We start from the raw sequence: 18027 nt of genomic DNA, 5'->3' as shown, positions 1-18027 counted from the left end.
CGTCGAACAAAGGAGCGATCCATGTCAGACCACGCTGCCGCGATCCGAGGTCTGCCCCGGTGGCATCCCAATCCGCTCATCCGATCGACCATCGAGACCATCCGGCGCTGCGGCTGGCAGGTGACCTCGGTCGGCGAGGCGGACGCCGAGTTCGACGGGCGCACCGTCCGTACCCGTGGTGAGCAGATCCTGCCCGAGTGCGGTTACTCCTACACCGCCGGTCTGTCCCTGCACTCGATCCCCGAGCTCTCGATCTACGGGGTCGATCCGCTGACCGCGACCCACATCCTGAACGAACTCGGCGCTCTGCTGCATCGAGAGGACTGGCGGGATCTCGTCGCCGCGCAGGTCGACATCCCACTGCAGACGGTCGCCGTGACCGTTCGCCTCATCGAGCAGCTCGATCACGACGAACTCCTCCTGGCCAACCTGCTGTTCCCGGACCATCCGAAACTGCAGGTCGTCTGGCCTGACGACCACGGCCACCTCCCATGGGAAGACGGTTACACCCTGCTCCCGATGCACCAGCCGGTGACGGGGATGCCGCAGCTCCTCGATCCGCCGTTCGGGGAACCACGCCTTCTCACAACCGAATACGGTCCCGACCGGACCCGACCGCGAAAAGGTCGTCGTATCTCGGGTCACTGACCTGCGCCCTGAGGAGGTCCGGCGCGGTCCGGGGCGAGATGTGTCCGTGTTGCCCCGGACAAACGGACCTCCGAGGTGCCACCATGGGTACCCGGGGGCTGGAACGGACCACGGGGGCACGTGGAAAGGCAGGTCGGCGTGGCGCACCTCCCCGTCGTGGTCGCGGTCCTCGTCGCCTTGGTCCTCGCGGCAGCCTTCGTCGCCGCGATCTACCGGCGTCCGCAGCGGGGGCTCCTGATCCTGGCGGCACTCACCCCGCTCGACGGCCTCCTCGACATCGCTCCGGTACCGGGTATCGCCTCGGCGTGGAAAGAAGGCGTCCTCGCGCTCACGCTGATCTGCACGGTCAATCGGCGCCTCCGGCCCGCCGACCGCACGGGGCCGCCGCTGCAGATGCCGTGGTGGCCGGCCGCGGCCGTACTGGTCGCGTTCGGGGTGGTCTCGGCGCTCTACGTCTACGGGCCCATCGGGTTGTACGGCGTCAAGGTGACCTTCTTCTACCTGTTCGTGGTCCTCGCGCTCTGGCTGACCCCGTTCGACGCGCTCGATCGCGACCGGCTCGTCTCGATCATCATGGCGCTCGGGGTGTTCACCACCATCGTGGGTATCGGGCAGCAGATCCTGGGCCCGGCCCGGCTGGTCGAACTCGGCTACACCTACGGCGAGCAGGTTCGGTCGAGCGGACCCCTGTTCCGTACCTTCAGCACGTTCAACCAGCCCTTCGGCTTCGGCCTCTTCGTCATGCTCGCGCTGCTGGTCGGCGGGGCGGTCGCGCTGTCCGACACCGGTCGCCGACGCAACCAGTTGTTCCTCGTCTGTTGGCCGGTCATGGCGATCACGATGGCCACGTCGGTGGTTCGGGCGGCGATCCTCGGCCTCGCCGTCGGAGTGATCTGGCTTGCCGCACTGCGCTTCCGCCGCCTCTTCGCCCCGCTCGTCGCGCTCGGCGTCGTCGCCGTCATCTCGCTGCCGTTCCTGCCGTCGAGCATCACCAAGGTGTTCTTCAACTCGAGTAGCCTGAGTCAGCGCGGCTCCGGGTGGGGTGAGATCTTCGCGAGTATCTGGACGCACCCCCTCGGAACCGGACTCGCGTCGAGCGGGTCGGCCGCCGACGCGCTGTCGGCAGCCCAGGGCGACACGTCACAGACGATCACCGCGGGCGCCGACGGTACCGTGCAGCAATTGTCCAAGAACTATCAGCCGGACAACTACTACGTGAAGCTCCTCCTCGAACTCGGGCCGATCGGATTGTGGTTGTTCCTGGCGCTGATCGTGACCGCGGTGATCTGGTGCGTGCAGTACTCGCGCCGGATGCCCGACCCGGATGGAGCCCTCGTCCTGGGTGTCAGTGCGTCGATGGTCGCGGCGATGGTGGCGTGCCTGGTGGCCACCTACTTCGAGATCTTCCCGCTCGACTTCTACTTCTGGTTACTGTTGGGAGCTGCTGGATGCGCGACGGCACAACACGAATCACGTACGGTGCGCTTGCACTTCGTCCCGGCGGAAGCGGGGTCCAGACCTACATCCGCGAACTCCTGAGGGCGATGCCGGGCCAGGTGGACGGCACCCCGTTGTCCGCGGTCGTCCAGACCGACGCGGTCGGCGAACTGCCGGCGACGATCGCCCCGGTCGGGCGCCCGGTCGCCGACGGAGTCCGGCGCGCGCTGTTCGGCGTGTTGCCGACCCGGTCCGGCGGGGTGTTCCACGGCCTCGACGTCGACCTGCCGCTCGCCGGCCCGGCCACGACGGTCGCGACCGTCCATGATCTGTCGGTACTCGAGATGCCGTCCGCGTCGAGCAGGTTCCGCGCCGCGGGCGAATCCGTACTCGTCCGCACGACGCTTCGTCGCGCCGACGTGCTGATCGCCGTCTCCGAGTTCACCGCCGAACGGATCCGCGAGACGTGCGGGCGGGACGCGTACGTCACCGAACTCGCGCCCGCAGACTGGGCCCGCCCCCCGTCGGCCGCCGACATCACCCGGGTTCGGGCGAAATACGATCTGCCGGAACGCTTCGTGATGCAGATCGGCACGGTCGAACCACGCAAGAACGTGGAGCTCGTGGCAGCGGTCGCGCGGCGCCTCGACATTCCGTGCGTACTCGGCGGAGCCGGCTCGACGGGGCCCGATGCGCCGTCATCGGCGGTCGGACTCGGCTACGTCGACGTCGAGGACCTGCCGTCGCTGTACGCCGCGGCGACCGTGACCGCCTATGCCTCCTTCTACGAGGGCTACGGCCTGCCGCCGGTCGAGGCGATGGCCTGTGGTGGCGCCGTCGTCGCGAGTGCGGTCGGCGCGCTCCCGCAGGTCGTCGGGAAGGGCGCGACCCTGGTCGAGGGCCACGACGAGGACGACTGGGTTCGCGCCCTCGAACCCCTCGTGCGTGACGATGCCGCGCGCGGCGAGCTCGTCGCCGCCGGCACCGCGGTCGCGTCGGCCCTCAGTTGGGACACCACGGCACGACGCACGGTCGAGGCCTACCGCGCGTCCGGCATCGACATACCCGCCGCGGGGGTGCCGTGAGCCCGGACGTCACCGGTCCGCTGCCATCCGATGTGCTGGTCGATCAGCAGGCCGACGAACCCGGCCCGCACCCCGCCTCGGATGCGCGGGCCGCCACCCGGGCGACGATCGCGATGCTGGTGAGTCGCCTGGTGATCGCGGCTCTCGGCTGGGCCGGAAGCGTTCTGATCGCGCGCACCCTGTCCCCGGAGGACTGGGGCACCTACTCATTCGTGTTCGCCCTTCTCGGTCTGACCGCGATCTTCACCGACCTCGGGGTCGGCCGGGCGGTGATGGCCCGGCTCATCTCCGACGATCCCGACGAGGTGGCGAAGACGTCGTCGGCCTTCATCGCCCTGCGGGTGGTGCTCGGCGTCCTCGGCTACCTGATCGCCGTCGCCTATGTGATCGTGCTGCAGTATCCCGGCGACGTCGTCCGCGCGACCGCCGTCGCCGGTCTCGTCGTCGTGTTCGCCACGCCCGCTCAGGCACTCACGGTCATCTTCCAGAGCCGACACCGCCTGCTGCTCACCGCGATCGCGGAGAGCCTGGGGCAGGTGTTGCAGCTGGCCCTGACGATCGCCGCCGTACTGGTCGCGCCTGCGCTGCTGGTGTTCGTGCTCGCCCCGGTCGCGAACGAGATCCTGTCGCTGATCATCAAGATCGTCGGGATCATGCGCCGGTCGTCGGGGCTGCGACCGTCGCGGATCGTCGACTGGTCGCGCTGGAAACCGATGCTCTCCGACGCCCTTCCGCTCGCCCTGGGCCTCGCCCTGACCATCGCGCTGCAGAAGGTCGACGTCCTGCTGCTGAGCCTGCTCGACTCGCTCGACGCGGTCGGCATCTACAGCATCGGGTACAAGTTCTCCGACATCATGGACACCCTGATCCTCGCCGCGATCGGCCCCATCAGCACCCTGCTGGTCGCCGCCTGGCCGAGCCAGTCGGCGGTCCTGCGGCAGCGGTGCCGGAGCGCGGCCGCCGTCTTCGCCGCGAGTGGCGCCGTCGCCGTGGCCGCGTTCTGGCCGAGCGCCGGACCCATCATCGGGCTCCTGTACGGGGATCGGTTCGTCGTCGGCGCCGACGCCGCCCGATTCCTCGTCCTGGGCGCGGCGATCACCGCCTTCATCGTCCTCGGCATCTTCCTGCTCGCGTCGACCGGCCACGCGAACCGCTACCCGTGGATCGCGATCGGCGGACTGGCACTGAACGTCGGACTCAACGTGGTCCTCATCCCGCGCTACTCCTACGACGGAGCGGCGATCGCCACCGTCGTCACCTTCGTCGTCGCAGCGGTGGCGTTGTGGGTGGTGATCGGCCGGACGCTGCTGATCACCGGTCTCCTCCCCCTCGGCACGCTGATCGCACTGATCGCGCTGACCGCCGCCGCGTGCGCGCTCGGGGTCTGGGCCGCCGCGGAATCCGTGCCCTGGCCGGTCGTCTCGGCGGGCGCGGCGCTGGTCGTCGCCGCTCCCGCCGTTCTGCTGATCCGGGCGGTGACCACGCCACCCGGCCGACACACGAAGGTGGTCCGATGAGCGGTCCCGCAGCCGAGCGCACGATCGTCTTCGTCGCGCACACCGGTCAGGTCTCCGGGGCGGAGAAGGTCATGCTCGATCTCATCGACGTGGCGGTCGGCCGCGGCCACCGGGTGCGGGTCGTCAGCCCGGACGGGCCATTGTCCGGGCGACTCCCGGCCGGGGTGGACCATGTGGTCATCCCCCCGCTCGGTCTGAGTGGCGAGCGCGGCCTGGCGCGTCTCGCGGGCGGCGGCCGGCTCGTCGTCGACTGGATCCGGGCCGGGCGGATCCTGCGCCGGGTGTCCCGGACGGCGGACACCTCGACGATCGTCAACTCGTTGTTCGCGCTCCCCGCCGCACGCATCGCGCGACCCGCGGGCCGGATTTCCTGGCTCGTCCACGACACCCTGTCGTCGGGCCGGCAGCGCGCGGTCATCCGCATCAGCGCACCCGTGATCCGGCGGGCGGTGTCGGTGTCGGAGGCGACGGCGGTCCCCCTCGCCGAGCTCGGCCTGCCGGTCGTCGTCGCCCACAACGGTGTGACCTGGCCGGTCACCGCCCTGTCGACCGATCTCCACGACCCGCCGGTCGTCGGGATGCTGGCGCTGCTCACACCGTGGAAGGGGCACGCGATCGCGCTGGACGCCGTCGCCGGACTGCCGGGGGTCGAGCTCGAGTTCGCCGGGGGCTCCTTTCCCGGCGACGCCGATCACGTTGCCGCCCTGCATGCTCGGGCCGGTGGACCGGACCTCGCCGGACGCGTCCGGTTCCTCGGTCACACCGACCTGCGTACCGCGCTGCAGCGCTGGGACGTCGTGCTGTCCGCGAGCGTGACACCCGAGGCCGGGCCGCTGTCGGTACTCGAGGCGATGGCTTACGGAAAACCGGTCATCGGTACCGACCACGGCGGCACGACCGAGTTCCTGCGCGACGGTGCCGGGGTCCTCGTCCCGCCGTCGGATCCCGCCGCGCTCGCCGGGGCGATCAGCCGCGTCCTCGACGACGCCGGCCTGCGCCGTTCGCTGACCGCGGCGGCTCGTCGTCGGATCGCCGACGGACACGACAAGTCGACGACCCTACCGCGTATGCTCGACGAGTTGTTGTCCGGCTGAGCAGAAGTCCGCGACCGGAACCTGTGACGCGCGCGGCGCGTCTCGTCAGATAGGCGCCATCCATGACACGGTCCCTGCACGGTCGGGCCACCCGGTCGGCATTCACGTACGTGTGCATCCTCGTCGCAACCCTCACCGCCATCGTGTGGGTGCGCAGCGACGCCCATTCCGCACCGGCCGCATGTTCACTCGCGGGCGGCGACCGTCAGATCGCGGCCTCCCCGGGCGCCGCTCTGCTGAGCGCGTCCGATGCGGATCTGAATCGAGAGCTGTCGGTGGCCAAGGATCTCGGGATGTGGTCGGTCCGCCTCGACGTGGACTGGTCCGTCGTCGAACCGCGGCGCGGGCAACGCAACTGGGCCCCCATCGATCGCGTGGTCAACGCCGTCGTCGCCCACGGAATGTGCCCGTTGGGCCTGGTGACCTACACCCCGTTGTGGGCGGCACGCGCGTCCGACTTCCCCCGCAACAGCCATTACCGTCCCGCCGACCCCAACGTCTTCGCCTCCTTCGCCGCGGCCGCGGCGCAGCGGTATGCCGACTCGATAGCGGTCTGGGAGATCTGGAACGAGCCGAACCTCGCGAACTACTGGCTCCCTCGCGCGAACGCAGGCGAATACGGGCGTCTGCTCACCGCGTCGTACGCCGCCATCAAGAGGGCGGTCCCGGGCGCCGCGGTGATCTCCGGCGGCCTGGCGCCCGGCACCGACAACGGCCGCGACATCGCGCCGTTGACGTTCGTGCGCACCCTGTATCAGGGCGGGTTCAACCAATCCCTGGACGCACTGGGTGTGCATCCCTACACCTATCCGGCGCTGCCCAACGACCCCGCCGCGGCATCGTGGAGCACCGCGGCCCGGATGTGGGACATGCGCGACGTGATGGTCGCCGCGGGTGACGGCGGCAAGAAGATCTGGATGACCGAGTTCGGCGCGCCGACCGGCACCGGCACCAACGCGGTCACCGAAGACGTTCAGGCGCAGAGCATCGCGATAGCCATCGGCGCCCAGACCGACGCGCCCTGGCTCGGGCCGTTGTTCGTGTACTCGCTGCGAGACGCAGGCACCGACCCGAACAACCTCGAACACAACTTCGGGCTGGTCCGCCGGGACTGGTCGCCGAAGCAGGCGTACACCATGCTGGCGAACCGGTGACACGCGAGATCGTCTGTCGCACACACGCCACGCCCGTTCACCTCGACCACCGTCGCGGTCATCGTTGGTTATGGTGAACTGACAGCTGATCGAGCACTGCAATGTCCGGGGATGGTCGGGGGGATCCGACACCACAGGAGATAGGCGCGTGACCTCCAGCTTCGATGCCGCCGGGCGACGCGATGCGCCGCCCTCGGTCGACCTGTTCGGGCACTTCCGTGATCTCGTCCGCGTCGCCGTCCCGGCCATCCTGATCGGCATCCTCGTCGGCGCCTCGGTGTTCGCGCTGCGCACCGCGCTGGTCGCCGAGGAGTACTCGGCCACGGTCGTCGCCGAGATCACGCCCGCCGGCACGATCATCCCCGGCGACGCCTTCGTCGAACAGTTGCGTGCCCCGTTCGTGGCGCTGTCCACCGACGAGAACGTGCTGCGGCAGGTGCTGACCCAGGTCGACACCGGGTGGAGCACAAGCGAGTTGAGTTCGCATGTCACCACGACCCCGGGCACCGCACCCACGCTGATGGACTTCACCGCCACGGCGCCGACGAGCGAGCAGGCCGAGGACGTCGTCCGCGCGATGGTCACCGCCATCTCGGCCGCATCCCTGTCCACGCATGCCCGTGACATCACCCGGCAGATCGATCAGCTGCGCGCGCAGGTGACCGCCGAGCGGGTCCGCAACCGCGCGCTGCCCGACCGCAGTGACGCGAAGGTGGAGTCCGACGCCACCCTCGCCGATCTCGACTCGCAGCTGACCCGCCTGCAGAACTCGTCGTCGGACACGCTCACGATCCTGGCGGCGCCGTCGGTGAGCGAGGTCCCCGTCGCCCCCAAGCCCGCCCAGGAGGCCGCGGTCGCCGGTATCGCCGCGACGATCGTCGCGGCCGAGCTGCTCGTACTGTTCCGCGGGCGGGTCGGTCGCAGACCGAATCCGATCTGGGCCCGCCGCGTCGCGCACCGGTACGGCGCGCAGCTCACCTACGGACGGCGCGGCGAACCGGCGTTGCCGTCGACCCTGCTGCCCGCGTTCGCGCAACGCCATCGCCGCGCCCAGACCGCGGTGATCCTCACCGGTGAGCACGTCGACGCCGATCGCCTGATCGGCGACCTCGTCCCGCCCACGGACGACGCGCTGAACGGACATCGTCTGCGCGTCGCCCGGCACTCCATCACCGAGGCCTGGTGGCAGCGTGTCGATCCGGGAGACCTCGCGCTCGCGGTCGTCGTCGTGTCGTCGTCGGGACGCGACCGCAAGGCCGCCGAGCAGGCCCTGTCCCAGCTCGCGACCATCGGGGCGACTCGACATCTGATCGTGCAGCGCACGGGGAAGCAGCCTCCCGCGCCTGCCTTGTCCAGCCCCGCCGACGTGGTCCCCGACGACAGTGCCGGGGTCGAGAGCGCCGGGGACACAGCCGCACCGAGAACCGAGGCCGCCACACCCATGACACCTGCTGCAGCGCACGACGATCCCGGAACCAACCCGGTCGATCCGGACCGGTTCCGGGCCGCACCGGGAGATGTGGGCAGCAATGCCCGGTGACCGCATCGCCGTCGTCCACGAACGACTCACGGAGATAGCCGGATCCGAGCACGTCGTCGAACAGCTGGCCGCGACGTGGCCACACGTCGAGGTGCACGCGCCGATCGCCCGGCCCGCCGGTATCCCGGCCGGGTTGACCGAACCGCCGATCACCTCGTCGCTCAATCGCGCCTACCGTCTGCTGGGTGAGCGCAGCTACGCGCCGCTGCTCCCACTGATGCCGCTCGCCTTCCGGCGGATGCCGCTACAGGATGCCGACGCGGTCGTCACCAGCCACCACGCCTTCGCCACCCAGGCCGTGCACGCGACCCAGGCCCCGGTCATCGCCTATGTGCACAGTCCCGCCCGCTGGGCCTGGGACCCGTCGCTCCGGGCCGGCGAGGGAGGCGGCGCCGCCGGCGCGGCGATCCTGTCCACACTGTCGGTGGTCGCCCGGCGCTGCGAGGTCGGTGCCGCTCCGCGCCTGCACACCATCGTGGCGAACTCGTCGGCGGTCGCCGAGCGCATCCGCCAGCAGTGGGGACGCGAGTCGGTCGTCGTGCACCCGCCGGTCGACCTCGACGGTTTCACCCCCGATCCCGCGGTGCCACGCGAGGACTTCTACCTCCTGGCCGGTCGGCTGGTCCCGTACAAGCGGCCCGACCTCGCCATCGCGGCGGCCGCCCGCGCCGACGTCCGGCTCGTCGTCGCCGGTGACGGCCGGGCGATGGACCAGTGCCGGGAACTCGCCGGGCCGAAGACGACGTTCCTCGGCCGCGTGCCGCACGACACGCTGCTGAACCTGCATCGCAGCGCGAAGGCCGTCCTGATGCCGGGTATCGAGGACTTCGGCATCGTGCCCGTCGAGGCGATGGCCACCGGCACCCCCGTCATCGCCCTCGGGGAGGGCGGTGCGCTCGACACCGTCGTGCCCGGATCGACCGGCCGGCTCATCGACCCCGGCACCGACGACGAGATCGTCGAACGTCTGGCGGCCGCGCTGCGCGACTTCGCCGTCGACGACTTCGACCGCTCCGAGATCCGGTCCTGGGCCGAGCGATTCCGGCGCGAACGGTTCCGCGACGAGATGCGCGAGGTCGTCGATGCCGCGCTCTAGGACCACCGGGACGTCCGGCCGCCGGCGCGCGTCCGTCCTCGACCGTGCGTTGGCCACCTCCCGGACGATCTCGGTGACCGGTCCGATGGCACCGCTGGACATCGAGGTCATCCGGACCCGGCTGACCCGGGCGTGGACACCGACGTCGAGACTGAGTCTCGTCCCTGATCCGGCGTCGGCGAGCTGGGCCCACGACGTGGCGACCCTGCCGCGGGTCGTCGAGCGCCCCGACCTCGCCGATCTGCCGGTCGGCGACCTCATGACGCACCTGCGCAACCGCCCCGAACCGCTGCCCCGGCTGGAGGTGCTGGTGTGCGGCCACTGGCTGGTCATCGACCACACCCACGGCATGGGCGACGGCCGCCTCGGCATCGAGCAGATCGCCGGCGTGGCGAGCCGCCACGAGTTCCCGATGGCCGAGCGATTCGAACGATCGTTGCCGTCCGACGCGGCGTGGCAGGCACTGCGCCGGCACGTGCTGCGGCATCCGCGACGCCTCCGTGACATCGTTCGCCTGCGCGCCGCCAACGCGGCACCGCCCGTCGACGCGCCCCGGCGCACGATCGACGACTGGCGCTCGACCCGCTGCGCCGTCACCGCCGCGATGCGTCCGGGGCAGACCGCCGAACTCACGCGTGCGATCGCCGACACGGGCGTCCGGATGTCGTCGGCGGCGGTGACCGTCGCGCTGTGGCGCGCGGCGCTGTCCGCGCAGGGGGTGGTGCTCGACGACCGCACCCAGATCCTGTTCGACTGTCGCCGCTATCTCGACGCCGAGCACGCCGAGGACCACGGGAACTTCGCGGTCGGCATCCCACTGCGCCTCCCGCCCGACGCGACACCGACAGAGATCGGGGACCGGATTCGCGCGGTCGCCGAATCAGGTTGGCCTGCAGCCATTCTGGCCGCGGGTGAACTTCGGATGCGGCTTCGTCCGGCGACACCCGGCGAGGAGACGGCACCCACCCGGGTCGAAGTGCCCGACCGGTTACGGCTGTCGGTCAGCGACCTGGGCCGGATCGGGATCTTCGGCGACCTGCCGTGGGAACCCGCGTCGGCATCGCACCACCTCTTCGCCTACGTCGAACCCGACGGACCGGATGCGGCGAGCATGCTCGTCAGTGAGATCGACGGTTCGCGCAGCTTCACCACGACCTTCTGCAGCGACTTCGTCGGGCGCCCGGTGATCGAAGCGGCTCTCGACCATCTCTGTGAAGACCCGGTGTCCCTGCTGGATCACCTGCTCACTCGATCATGAGGGCGACGTCGCGGCGTGCCGGGCGCCCGCCTGCGGCCGTGGTCATGGCTCTCCTCGTCGTCACCGTCCTGCTCGCCGCCGCGTGTTCGTCGTCCGCCGGCCCCGCGTCGGACGGCGGGTCGCCGGATCTCGACGCCCCGGCGGGGACGTCGGCAGGCGATCTGGTGGGGTCGCCCATGCCGACCGACGCGTACATCGCACTGCGGCGCATCGTCGACCGGACCGTGCGATTCCGGTACCTGTCCACCGATCCGGTCAGCGGTGAGCTGGTTCCCGTCTCGGCCGCCGCGTTCGTGCCGCGCGGACGGGCACCTGCGGGCGGGTGGGAGATCCTGGCGGTCGGACACCCGACGACCGGCACCGCGGGTACTTGCGCCCCCTCGCTGTACGGCAACCTGCTGGGCACCGTCGGGCTCATCGCGTCGCTGCTCGAGCAGGGGTTCGTCGTCGTCCAGACCGACTATCGAGGACTCGGCACCCCCGGGCCGCATCGCTATCTCGACCCGGCACCGGCCGCGAACGACATCATCGATGCGGTCCGGGCGACCCGGACGGTCGTCGACGGCACCAGCGACCAGTGGTGGGGCTTCGGGGTGTCGCAGGGCGGACATGCGATCTTCCATGCCAACGAGATCGCCGACACCTACGGTCGTGGTCTGACCCTGCGGGGCACGGTGAGCATGAGTCCCGCGCTCGATGTCGCGCCGCTGGCCGACGCGATGGCCGCCGGCACCCTCACGCCCGAGCAGATCGCGTTCCTCCCGCTCGTGCTGACCGGATTGAAGACCATCCATCCCGACCTCGTCATCGACGATTACGTGCACGGACCACTGCAGCAGGGCTTCGGGATCTTCCTCGAGTGCAACGACGCCGCGCTCGTGCAGAAGCAGGCCGTCGTCGAGGAGACCCGACCGGAGGACTACCGGCCCGTCGACGACGCGGCGACCGATCGGCTCCGGATGTGGCTGCGCGAGGTGAGTCTGCCCCGTGAACGGGCCTCCGCGCCGATGCTGGTGGCCTACAGCGACTCCGACGACGTGATCCCCGCCCCGTGGACCGCGGCGGCCATCGACCGGGCATGTCGCCTGGGTGATGTGATCACTGCGATCAGGGTCCGCGATCAACCGCACGGCATACTCGACATCGGCTCGTCGGCGACCGACTGGGTCAGGGCCGTGCGATCAGGACAGCGCCCACCGAACACCTGCGCGTGAATCGTGTGCGCGTGCCCGGTCGATCCGGGCAGCGAGAGGAGTGAGTATGAGTGTGAACCCCGACGAGGGCGAGAACACGGTGGACCCCGTCGACGAACCCGCTCCCGACTCCGGAACTGCCACGGACGCCGACCGGCTGGCCGCACTCTTCGACACGTCCCCCGAGGCAGGCCTGCTCGCCGTGCTCGAGGCGGTACGCGGACGCAACCCGGACGTGGCCAGGACGCTCCACGCGGTCCTGTCCGATCCCGCGCGCATGCGCGCCCTGAAGGACAGCGGGCTCCTCGACGACCCGCCGACCCACAACCTCGACGAGACCATCCGTCTCACGATCGACGCCGTGGGCGTTCCGCATGTCGCGGTCAACCTCATCACCCCGGAGGAGCAGGCGACCGCGGCGATCGCCTTCCGCTCCGGTAGTCCCGAAGGCCCCGGCACCCGATCGCTGGTCGACTCGCTCTGCGTCCTCCCGGTGGTCAGTGGTTCACCCCTGATCATCGACGACATCGCCGACCACGCTCTGCTCGCCGATCATCCGACCGCCGTCAGCGGCGAGGTGACCGCCTATCTCGGCATCCCGCTCGCCGACGACGAGGGACATGTCATCGGCACGTTCTGCGCCTGGGATTCCGAACCGCACCACTGGTCCTCCGCGGAGGTCCAGCTCATGTCCGATCTCTCGATCCTGGTCCAGGAGCTCATCTTCGGGCGGTGACACCGATCGCGAGGCCTCGTGACCTGGCGGTGAGCATTCGGTGCCCAACACGTGCCCGGTAGGCGCACGCGGGACTGCCGTGTGCACCTACAATCGTCGAGACGGGGGGCTGTTGTTTCGGATGGAGTGGACTTGTCGACCCGTGTATCGCAGGCCGAGATCCCGCAGACGACGATGCGTGCCCCCGCGTCCGCGCCACCGAGTGGCCGGCGCACCTTCCACGAGCTGATCCGCGACGATCCCCTGAGCACGATGGTGACCGTGTCGATCGACGTGGTCTCCGCGACGATCGCCCTGGCCATGGGGATCTGGTGGGTGAACAGCGGCAGTGGAGCCAATCCGCCGTTGTGGACGCTCGTCCTCTTCGTGCCGATCCTCGTCGTCATCTTCACCTTGCGCGGGGTGTACCGCCGCGGCCTGAACCGCCGCTTCCTCGACGAGGTCGGGCGGGTCATGACCGGCTGCACGATCGCCGCGATGATCCTGCTGTGCTCGCTGCTCCTGTCCTACTCCGACGACAGACCCGGCGCCGCGGTCACCAAAGTGTGGGTGTCGGCGCTGTTCTGGGTTCCGTTCGGTCGTCTCCTCCGCGACATCATCCAGCGGAGCCTGCGCAAGAACGGGCACCTGCTGTCTCCCACGCTGATCATCGGCGACGGACCGATCACCGCACAGGTGGTGGGCCGCATGGTCGCCGCGCCGGAGCACGGTCTCCGGCCGGTCGGCATCCTGGCCGCCAGCGCGCCACCCCGCGCCGACCGGGACGAGGGCCCCACCAACGAGATCGCGCAGCTCGGTGGGGTGGACGAACTCGACGAGGCGATCCGGGCGACGAAGGCCGAGGTCCTGGTCGTGGCTTTCGCGGTCACCAATGTCGAAAGACTCACCGCCGCCGTCCGTATCGCCCACCGGCACGGGGTCAAGGTGTGGATCGTGCCGCGCATGTTCGACGTCGTCGGACGCCGCAGCCGGGTCGACCACATCGGCGGGCTGCCCCTGATGTCGGTCCCGCACACCAACCCGCGCGGATGGCAGTTCCGCACCAAGCACATCGGGGACCGGGTGGTCGGGGCCCTGATTCTGGCGGCGATCTCACCGCTGTTCCTGACTCTCATGCTGCTGGTGCGGTTGAGCTCACCCGGGCCGATCTTCTTCGCGCAGCCTCGGGTGGGCCGCAACGCGCGGGTGTTCGACTGTCTGAAGTTCCGCTCGATGCGACCCGAGGATCCGGACGCGGAGAAGTTCCGACCGACCGCGGGCAGCGCTCCCGGCGGCGTCGAGGGCGTCGACCGCCGCACCAAGATCGGCAAGATCATGCGGTCGACGTCGATGGACGAACTGCCCCAGTTGCTCAACGTGATCCGCGGCGACATGAGTCTCGTGGGTCCGCGACCCGAGCGTCCGGAATACGTCTCGCTGTTCGAGGTGCAGATCCGGCGGTACGGCGAACGCCACCGCGTGAAGGCAGGCGTCACCGGATGGGCTCAGGTGCACGGTCTCCGCGGGCAGACCTCCATCGCCGACCGCGCCGAGTGGGACAACTACTACATCGAGAACTGGTCGCTGTGGCTCGACATCAAGATCCTTCTCCTGACCGTGCTGGCAGTGCTCAAGAAGGCGGAGTGAGTCGAGGTGACGGGGAGAAGGTCGCGACCCACGAGCGTCGGCCACGCGATGGGGATCGTCATGGGAACGGTCGTCGGGTGTCGTAGGCCGCGCGATGCGGCACGCGGCCGCGGTCGTCCCGGATGGTGACGATCAGTGTACGCGCGACGACGACGAGCAGGACGACGCCGCTGACGATCGCGAGGAGCAGTGCGGTCATGGCGATCTCCTGTCGCTCGGACATGATGTGCCGGCACATCATTCGCCATGACGTGCCGATGGTGGATGCGCACGGGCATCCGTGACTCGATTGCCCGCTCATCGTGGCGTGCGGGCACCTGCCGGCGCCACTGGTTTTTCGGGTGGTCGTCAAGCCAGGCCGGTGGTGGTCCGGAACCTGCCGACGCGCGGGCCAGACCGAGCAACACGTACGGCAGGCCACGTGTCGATCGACCAGCGGGCGCCCCCGAGTGCGGAGAGTTGGCACAATGGGCATCGTGCTCACGCTGACCGCCGGAGAGAACCGGCCACTGCCGTCGTCGGCCGTGACCGTCTCGGTGCGCTCGGCATCGCCGGTCAACACCTCGGCGATCCTGCTCACCGACGCTGGTCGCGTCCGCTCCGACGACGACCTCATCTTCTACAACCAGCCCGCCGGCCCCGGCGTCGGCTACCGCTCCGACGGCTCCGCCGACATCGTCACGATCGACACCGGTGCCCTGCCGCGCGACATCGCGACGGTGGTGGTCGCGGCGAGCCTCGACGGGACCGGGCCCTCGAGCTTCGCCACCGCGGGTGCGCTCACCGCGACGGTGACCGGCGGCGGCGAGGAGCTCACCTTCAGCCCCGCCGGCCTCACCAGCGAGGCAGCCGTCGTGTGCCTGGAGATCTACCGGCGCAACGACCAGTGGAAGGTGCGGGCCGTCGGACAGGGATACGACGCCGGTCTCGCGGGGCTGGCCACCGCGTTCGGCATCGAGGTCGACGACGAACCCGCTCCGTCAGCCCCGCCCGGGCATCCGCCGCGCGTGACCGATCCGCAGCCATGGCCACCGCCGACGGCCACGCCGCCCGCACCACCACCGTCACCCGGACCGCAGGCGTCGCACCGGAATACACCGCCCGCGCCGCCCCGGTCTCCGGTCACCGCCCAACCACAGGGAGTTCCCATGCACAGCGATCTGTTCGCGCCGTCCCACGCCGAGGTCACCGGGCAGGGCATCCAGAAGCAGGGCAGCAAGATGTGCCGCGTCGGACTCGCCGGCGAGGTGATGGCCCGCAGCGGCTCGATGGTGGCCTACCAGGGCAACCTCAAGTTCGAGGCGCTCGGCTCCGGAGGCCTCGGACGAATGATGCGTCAGGCGATGACCGGCGAGGGCGTCCCGCTGATGAAGGTGACCGGGCAGGGTGACCTGTTCCTCGCCGACGCCGCGTCGGACGTGCACCTCATCGATCTCGACGGGTCCGACGGGCTCACCATCAACGGCGCCAACGTACTCGCCTTCGACTCGTCGCTGTCCTACGACATCGCCCGTGTGCAGGGGGCCGGGGCGATGAGCAACGCCGGTTTGTTCAACTGTGTGTTCACCGGTCGCGGCCGGATCGCCATCACCACCGACGGCACCCCGGTCGTCCTGAATGTCGACGCCGCGACCTACGCCGACCCGCAGGCCGCGGTCGCATGGTCGTCGAGCCTGCGCACGTCGGTGAAGTCCAACGACTCGTTCAATCTCGGCACCCTCATGGGACGCAGCACCGGCGAGCGGTTCACCCTCGAGTTCTCCGGCCGGGGCTTCGTCGTCGTCCAGCCGTCGGAGCTACCACCCGGCGGGTTCATCGGCGGGACCGGCGGCGGCGGGTCGGCCGGGTCCGGCGCCGGTGGCGTGCTGGGCGGGATCCTCGGGCGCTGAGTCCCGCTGGTCCTCGTGGCGAAAAGCGCTGTCAGAGAACACACTTCGCTACCGGATCCGGCAGGCGGGTAACGTCGACGCCATGCCCGAAGCAAGCGCGACCGTCCTCGTCCGACAACCCCTCACCACGGTGTGGGAGTACTGCCTCATCCCGGAGCACGTCGCGGCGCTGACGCCCGGCGTGATCGGCGTCGAGACCGTCACCGACGGGCCGGTCACGGTCGGGACCGTCTGGCGCGGCCAGATGAAGGGGCTCGGCCGCGCCGTCGACTGGACCGGCGAGTTCACGCGGGTCGATGCGCACACGACCACCGAGTTCTCCTCCACGGAGTCACCGCTCGAGTTCGCCATCTCGGCCACGTTCGCGGAGGTTCGCCGCGGCGTCGAACTCACCTACCGCATCCGCAACGCCGGCGTCGGCGGTGCGGTCGGGAAGCTCGCCGACGCGCTGGCGATCCGCGCGTATCAGCGGTCGCTCTCCGCGAACGCGAAGAAGCTGCCGCGCCTCGTCGACGAATGGGCCGCGACCCGCTGACGGCAACGGCCCCACCTCGCTGGGCGAGGTGGGGCCGTCGACGATCTTGTGGCGCGAACGCGCCATGCGCATTCTTGCTACGAAATCCGGGGGGTGAGTGTCACCAGCTGGACTTCTGCACACCCGGCAGCTCGCCGGCATGTGCCATGTCGCGCAGGCAGATTCGGCACAGGCCGAACTTGCGGAACACCGAGTGCGGGCGACCGCACTTGTTGCACCGGGTGTAGGCCCGCACGGCGAACTTGGGCTTCTTGTTGGCCTTGTTGACCAGAGCCTTCTTTGCCATGTCAGTTGTCCTTAACGTTGTTGTCCTTGAACGGGAAGCCCAGGGCACGCAGCAGCGCCCGGCCTTCGTCGTCCGTGGTGGCCGACGTCACGACGGTGATGTCCATACCGCGGGGCCGGTCGATGTTGTCGATGTTGATCTCGTGGAACATCGACTGCTCGTTCAGGCCGAACGTGTAGTTGCCGTTGCCGTCGAACTGACGGTCCGACAGACCGCGGAAGTCGCGGATACGCGGGAGGGCGATGGACACGAGGCGGTCCAGGAACTCCCACATGCGGTCGCCACGAAGGGTGACGCGCGCACCGATCGGCATGCCCTCACGCAGCTTGAACTGCGCGATGGACTTGCGAGCGCGACGGATCTCCGGCTTCTGACCGGTGATCTTGGCCAGATCCTCGACGGCGCCGTTGATCAGCTTCGCGTCACGGGCGGCGTCGCCGACGCCCATGTTCACGACGACCTTCACGACGCCCGGGATCAGCATCACGTTGGGGTATTCGAACTCTTTGTTCAGCGTGTCCTTGATCTCCTCGCGGTAGCGAGTCTTCAGGCGCGGCTGGATCTTGTCGGCGGAGCTTGCGGAGCCGCCGTTCACAGTTTCAGTAGAGGTCATGTCAGATGTCCTTCCCGCTCTTGCGCGAGATCCGGACCTTCTTGCCCGTTTCCTCGTCGACGCGGTAGCCGACGCGAGTCGGGTTGCCGTCGGAATCCACGACCATCACGTTCGAGACGTGGATCGAGGCTTCCTGGGTCACGATGCCGCCGGAGGAGGCACCGCGCTCGTTGGCCGACGCGGCGGTGTGCTTCTTGATTCGGTTGACGCCCTCGACGAGAACTCGCTGCGTCTTCGGGAAGGCCTGGATGACCTTGCCCTTGGCGCCCTTGTCCTTGCCCGAGATGACGATCACGGTGTCACCCTTGTGCACCTTCATG

Annotated in this window: 18 protein-coding genes; 14 read left to right on the top strand and 4 right to left on the bottom strand. The window is 69.6% G+C overall.

Annotated elements, in window-relative coordinates:
- The first annotated feature begins 21 nt into the window (after window positions 1-21).
- The 12 genes from CA982_RS05915 (at window position 22) to CA982_RS05860 (ending at window position 14384) form a co-directional block, all read left to right on the top strand.
- A complete protein-coding gene (locus CA982_RS05915; protein ID WP_086534417.1) occupies window positions 22-648 on the top strand; it encodes a DUF4262 domain-containing protein in 627 nt (208 codons plus the stop codon).
- A gap of 138 nt (window positions 649-786) precedes the next feature.
- A complete protein-coding gene (locus CA982_RS05910; RefSeq protein ID WP_167383335.1) occupies window positions 787-2187 on the top strand; it encodes an O-antigen ligase family protein in 1401 nt (466 codons plus the stop codon).
- 32 nt (window positions 2188-2219) lie between these two features.
- On the top strand, window positions 2220-3170 hold the full coding sequence (locus CA982_RS05905) for a glycosyltransferase family 4 protein (protein ID WP_086534503.1): 951 nt from the start codon (window positions 2220-2222) through the stop codon (window positions 3168-3170).
- Window positions 3167-4687, top strand: coding sequence for an oligosaccharide flippase family protein (locus CA982_RS05900; RefSeq protein ID WP_086534415.1), 1521 nt, complete (start codon window positions 3167-3169; stop codon window positions 4685-4687). Before CA982_RS05905 ends, CA982_RS05900 begins: the two co-directional genes overlap by 4 nt.
- On the top strand, window positions 4684-5781 hold the full coding sequence (locus CA982_RS05895) for a glycosyltransferase family 4 protein (RefSeq protein ID WP_086534414.1): 1098 nt from the start codon (window positions 4684-4686) through the stop codon (window positions 5779-5781). Before CA982_RS05900 ends, CA982_RS05895 begins: the two co-directional genes overlap by 4 nt.
- A gap of 62 nt (window positions 5782-5843) precedes the next feature.
- Window positions 5844-6935 (top strand): glycoside hydrolase 5 family protein, encoded by a 1092-nt coding sequence (locus CA982_RS05890; RefSeq protein ID WP_086534413.1) that lies wholly within the window; start codon window positions 5844-5846, stop codon window positions 6933-6935.
- A 148-nt stretch (window positions 6936-7083) separates the two neighbouring features.
- A complete protein-coding gene (locus CA982_RS05885) occupies window positions 7084-8475 on the top strand; it encodes a YveK family protein (protein WP_086534412.1) in 1392 nt (463 codons plus the stop codon).
- A complete protein-coding gene (locus tag CA982_RS05880) occupies window positions 8465-9571 on the top strand; it encodes a glycosyltransferase (protein ID WP_086534502.1) in 1107 nt (368 codons plus the stop codon). Before CA982_RS05885 ends, CA982_RS05880 begins: the two co-directional genes overlap by 11 nt.
- On the top strand, window positions 9558-10829 hold the full coding sequence (locus tag CA982_RS05875; RefSeq protein ID WP_086534411.1) for a hypothetical protein: 1272 nt from the start codon (window positions 9558-9560) through the stop codon (window positions 10827-10829). The genes CA982_RS05880 and CA982_RS05875 overlap by 14 nt, the downstream gene beginning before the upstream one ends.
- The gene (locus tag CA982_RS05870) at window positions 10826-12043 is read left to right on the top strand and encodes a lipase family protein (protein ID WP_086534410.1); all 1218 of its coding nucleotides are present in this window, start codon (window positions 10826-10828) and stop codon (window positions 12041-12043) included. The genes CA982_RS05875 and CA982_RS05870 overlap by 4 nt, the downstream gene beginning before the upstream one ends.
- A 46-nt stretch (window positions 12044-12089) precedes the next feature.
- Window positions 12090-12758 carry a GAF domain-containing protein gene (locus tag CA982_RS05865; protein ID WP_086534409.1) on the top strand — a complete coding sequence of 223 codons (669 nt, stop codon included), beginning with the start codon at window positions 12090-12092 and terminating at the stop codon, window positions 12756-12758.
- A gap of 132 nt (window positions 12759-12890) precedes the next feature.
- Window positions 12891-14384: a sugar transferase gene (locus CA982_RS05860; RefSeq protein WP_086534501.1), complete on the top strand. Its 1494-nt coding sequence runs from the start codon at window positions 12891-12893 to the stop codon at window positions 14382-14384.
- A 58-nt stretch (window positions 14385-14442) separates the two neighbouring features.
- On the opposite strand, the gene CA982_RS26665 is transcribed toward CA982_RS05860, so the two are convergent.
- Window positions 14443-14583 carry a hypothetical protein gene (locus tag CA982_RS26665; RefSeq protein ID WP_167383334.1) on the bottom strand — a complete coding sequence of 47 codons (141 nt, stop codon included), beginning with the start codon at window positions 14581-14583 and terminating at the stop codon, window positions 14443-14445.
- Between the two features lie 268 nt (window positions 14584-14851).
- Here CA982_RS26665 and CA982_RS05850 point away from each other — a divergent pair, with 268 nt between their 5' ends.
- Together CA982_RS05850 and CA982_RS05845 are read left to right on the top strand one after the other, a co-directional pair.
- Complete coding sequence (locus CA982_RS05850) at window positions 14852-16273, top strand: AIM24 family protein (RefSeq protein WP_086534407.1); 1422 nt, start codon at window positions 14852-14854, stop codon at window positions 16271-16273.
- Between the two features lie 82 nt (window positions 16274-16355).
- Window positions 16356-16808 (top strand): SRPBCC family protein, encoded by a 453-nt coding sequence (locus CA982_RS05845; RefSeq protein ID WP_086534406.1) that lies wholly within the window; start codon window positions 16356-16358, stop codon window positions 16806-16808.
- 100 nt (window positions 16809-16908) lie between these two features.
- Here the strand turns inward: CA982_RS05845 and CA982_RS05840 are convergent, their stop codons facing one another.
- Genes CA982_RS05840 through rplX form a run of 3 tightly spaced genes read right to left on the bottom strand, consistent with a single transcriptional unit; the run spans window position 16909 to window position 18026 of the window.
- Window positions 16909-17094 carry a type Z 30S ribosomal protein S14 gene (locus CA982_RS05840; protein ID WP_004019490.1) on the bottom strand — a complete coding sequence of 62 codons (186 nt, stop codon included), beginning with the start codon at window positions 17092-17094 and terminating at the stop codon, window positions 16909-16911.
- A 1-nt stretch (window position 17095) separates the two neighbouring features.
- A complete protein-coding gene (gene rplE / locus CA982_RS05835) occupies window positions 17096-17707 on the bottom strand; it encodes a 50S ribosomal protein L5 (RefSeq protein WP_004019491.1) in 612 nt (203 codons plus the stop codon).
- Between the two features lies 1 nt (window position 17708).
- Window positions 17709-18026: a 50S ribosomal protein L24 gene (gene rplX / locus CA982_RS05830; protein WP_005197643.1), complete on the bottom strand. Its 318-nt coding sequence runs from the start codon at window positions 18024-18026 to the stop codon at window positions 17709-17711.
- Window position 18027 lies beyond the last annotated feature (1 nt).

This window comes from Gordonia lacunae (genome assembly GCF_002149015.1).
Taxonomy (GTDB): Bacteria; Actinomycetota; Actinomycetes; order Mycobacteriales; family Mycobacteriaceae; genus Gordonia; species Gordonia lacunae.
This window is presented reverse-complemented; position numbering and strand designations above follow the sequence as displayed.

Excerpts from the sequence above, each read along its gene's own strand:
- CA982_RS05915 (WP_086534417.1), top strand. The coding sequence starts at position 22 with ATGTCAGACCACGCTGCCGCGATCCGAGGTCTGCCCCGGTGGCATCCC.
- CA982_RS05895 (WP_086534414.1), top strand. The coding sequence starts at position 4,684 with ATGAGCGGTCCCGCAGCCGAGCGCACGATCGTCTTCGTCGCGCACACC.
- CA982_RS05890 (WP_086534413.1), top strand. The coding sequence starts at position 5,844 with ATGACACGGTCCCTGCACGGTCGGGCCACCCGGTCGGCATTCACGTAC.
- CA982_RS05880 (WP_086534502.1), top strand. The coding sequence starts at position 8,465 with ATGCCCGGTGACCGCATCGCCGTCGTCCACGAACGACTCACGGAGATA.
- CA982_RS05875 (WP_086534411.1), top strand. The coding sequence starts at position 9,558 with ATGCCGCGCTCTAGGACCACCGGGACGTCCGGCCGCCGGCGCGCGTCC.
- CA982_RS05870 (WP_086534410.1), top strand. The coding sequence starts at position 10,826 with ATGAGGGCGACGTCGCGGCGTGCCGGGCGCCCGCCTGCGGCCGTGGTC.
- CA982_RS05865 (WP_086534409.1), top strand. The coding sequence starts at position 12,090 with ATGAGTGTGAACCCCGACGAGGGCGAGAACACGGTGGACCCCGTCGAC.
- CA982_RS26665 (WP_167383334.1), bottom strand. The coding sequence starts at position 14,583 with ATGACCGCACTGCTCCTCGCGATCGTCAGCGGCGTCGTCCTGCTCGTC.
- CA982_RS05850 (WP_086534407.1), top strand. The coding sequence starts at position 14,852 with ATGGGCATCGTGCTCACGCTGACCGCCGGAGAGAACCGGCCACTGCCG.
- CA982_RS05845 (WP_086534406.1), top strand. The coding sequence starts at position 16,356 with ATGCCCGAAGCAAGCGCGACCGTCCTCGTCCGACAACCCCTCACCACG.
- CA982_RS05840 (WP_004019490.1), bottom strand. The coding sequence starts at position 17,094 with ATGGCAAAGAAGGCTCTGGTCAACAAGGCCAACAAGAAGCCCAAGTTC.
- rplE (WP_004019491.1), bottom strand. The coding sequence starts at position 17,707 with ATGACCTCTACTGAAACTGTGAACGGCGGCTCCGCAAGCTCCGCCGAC.
- rplX (WP_005197643.1), bottom strand. The coding sequence starts at position 18,026 with ATGAAGGTGCACAAGGGTGACACCGTGATCGTCATCTCGGGCAAGGAC.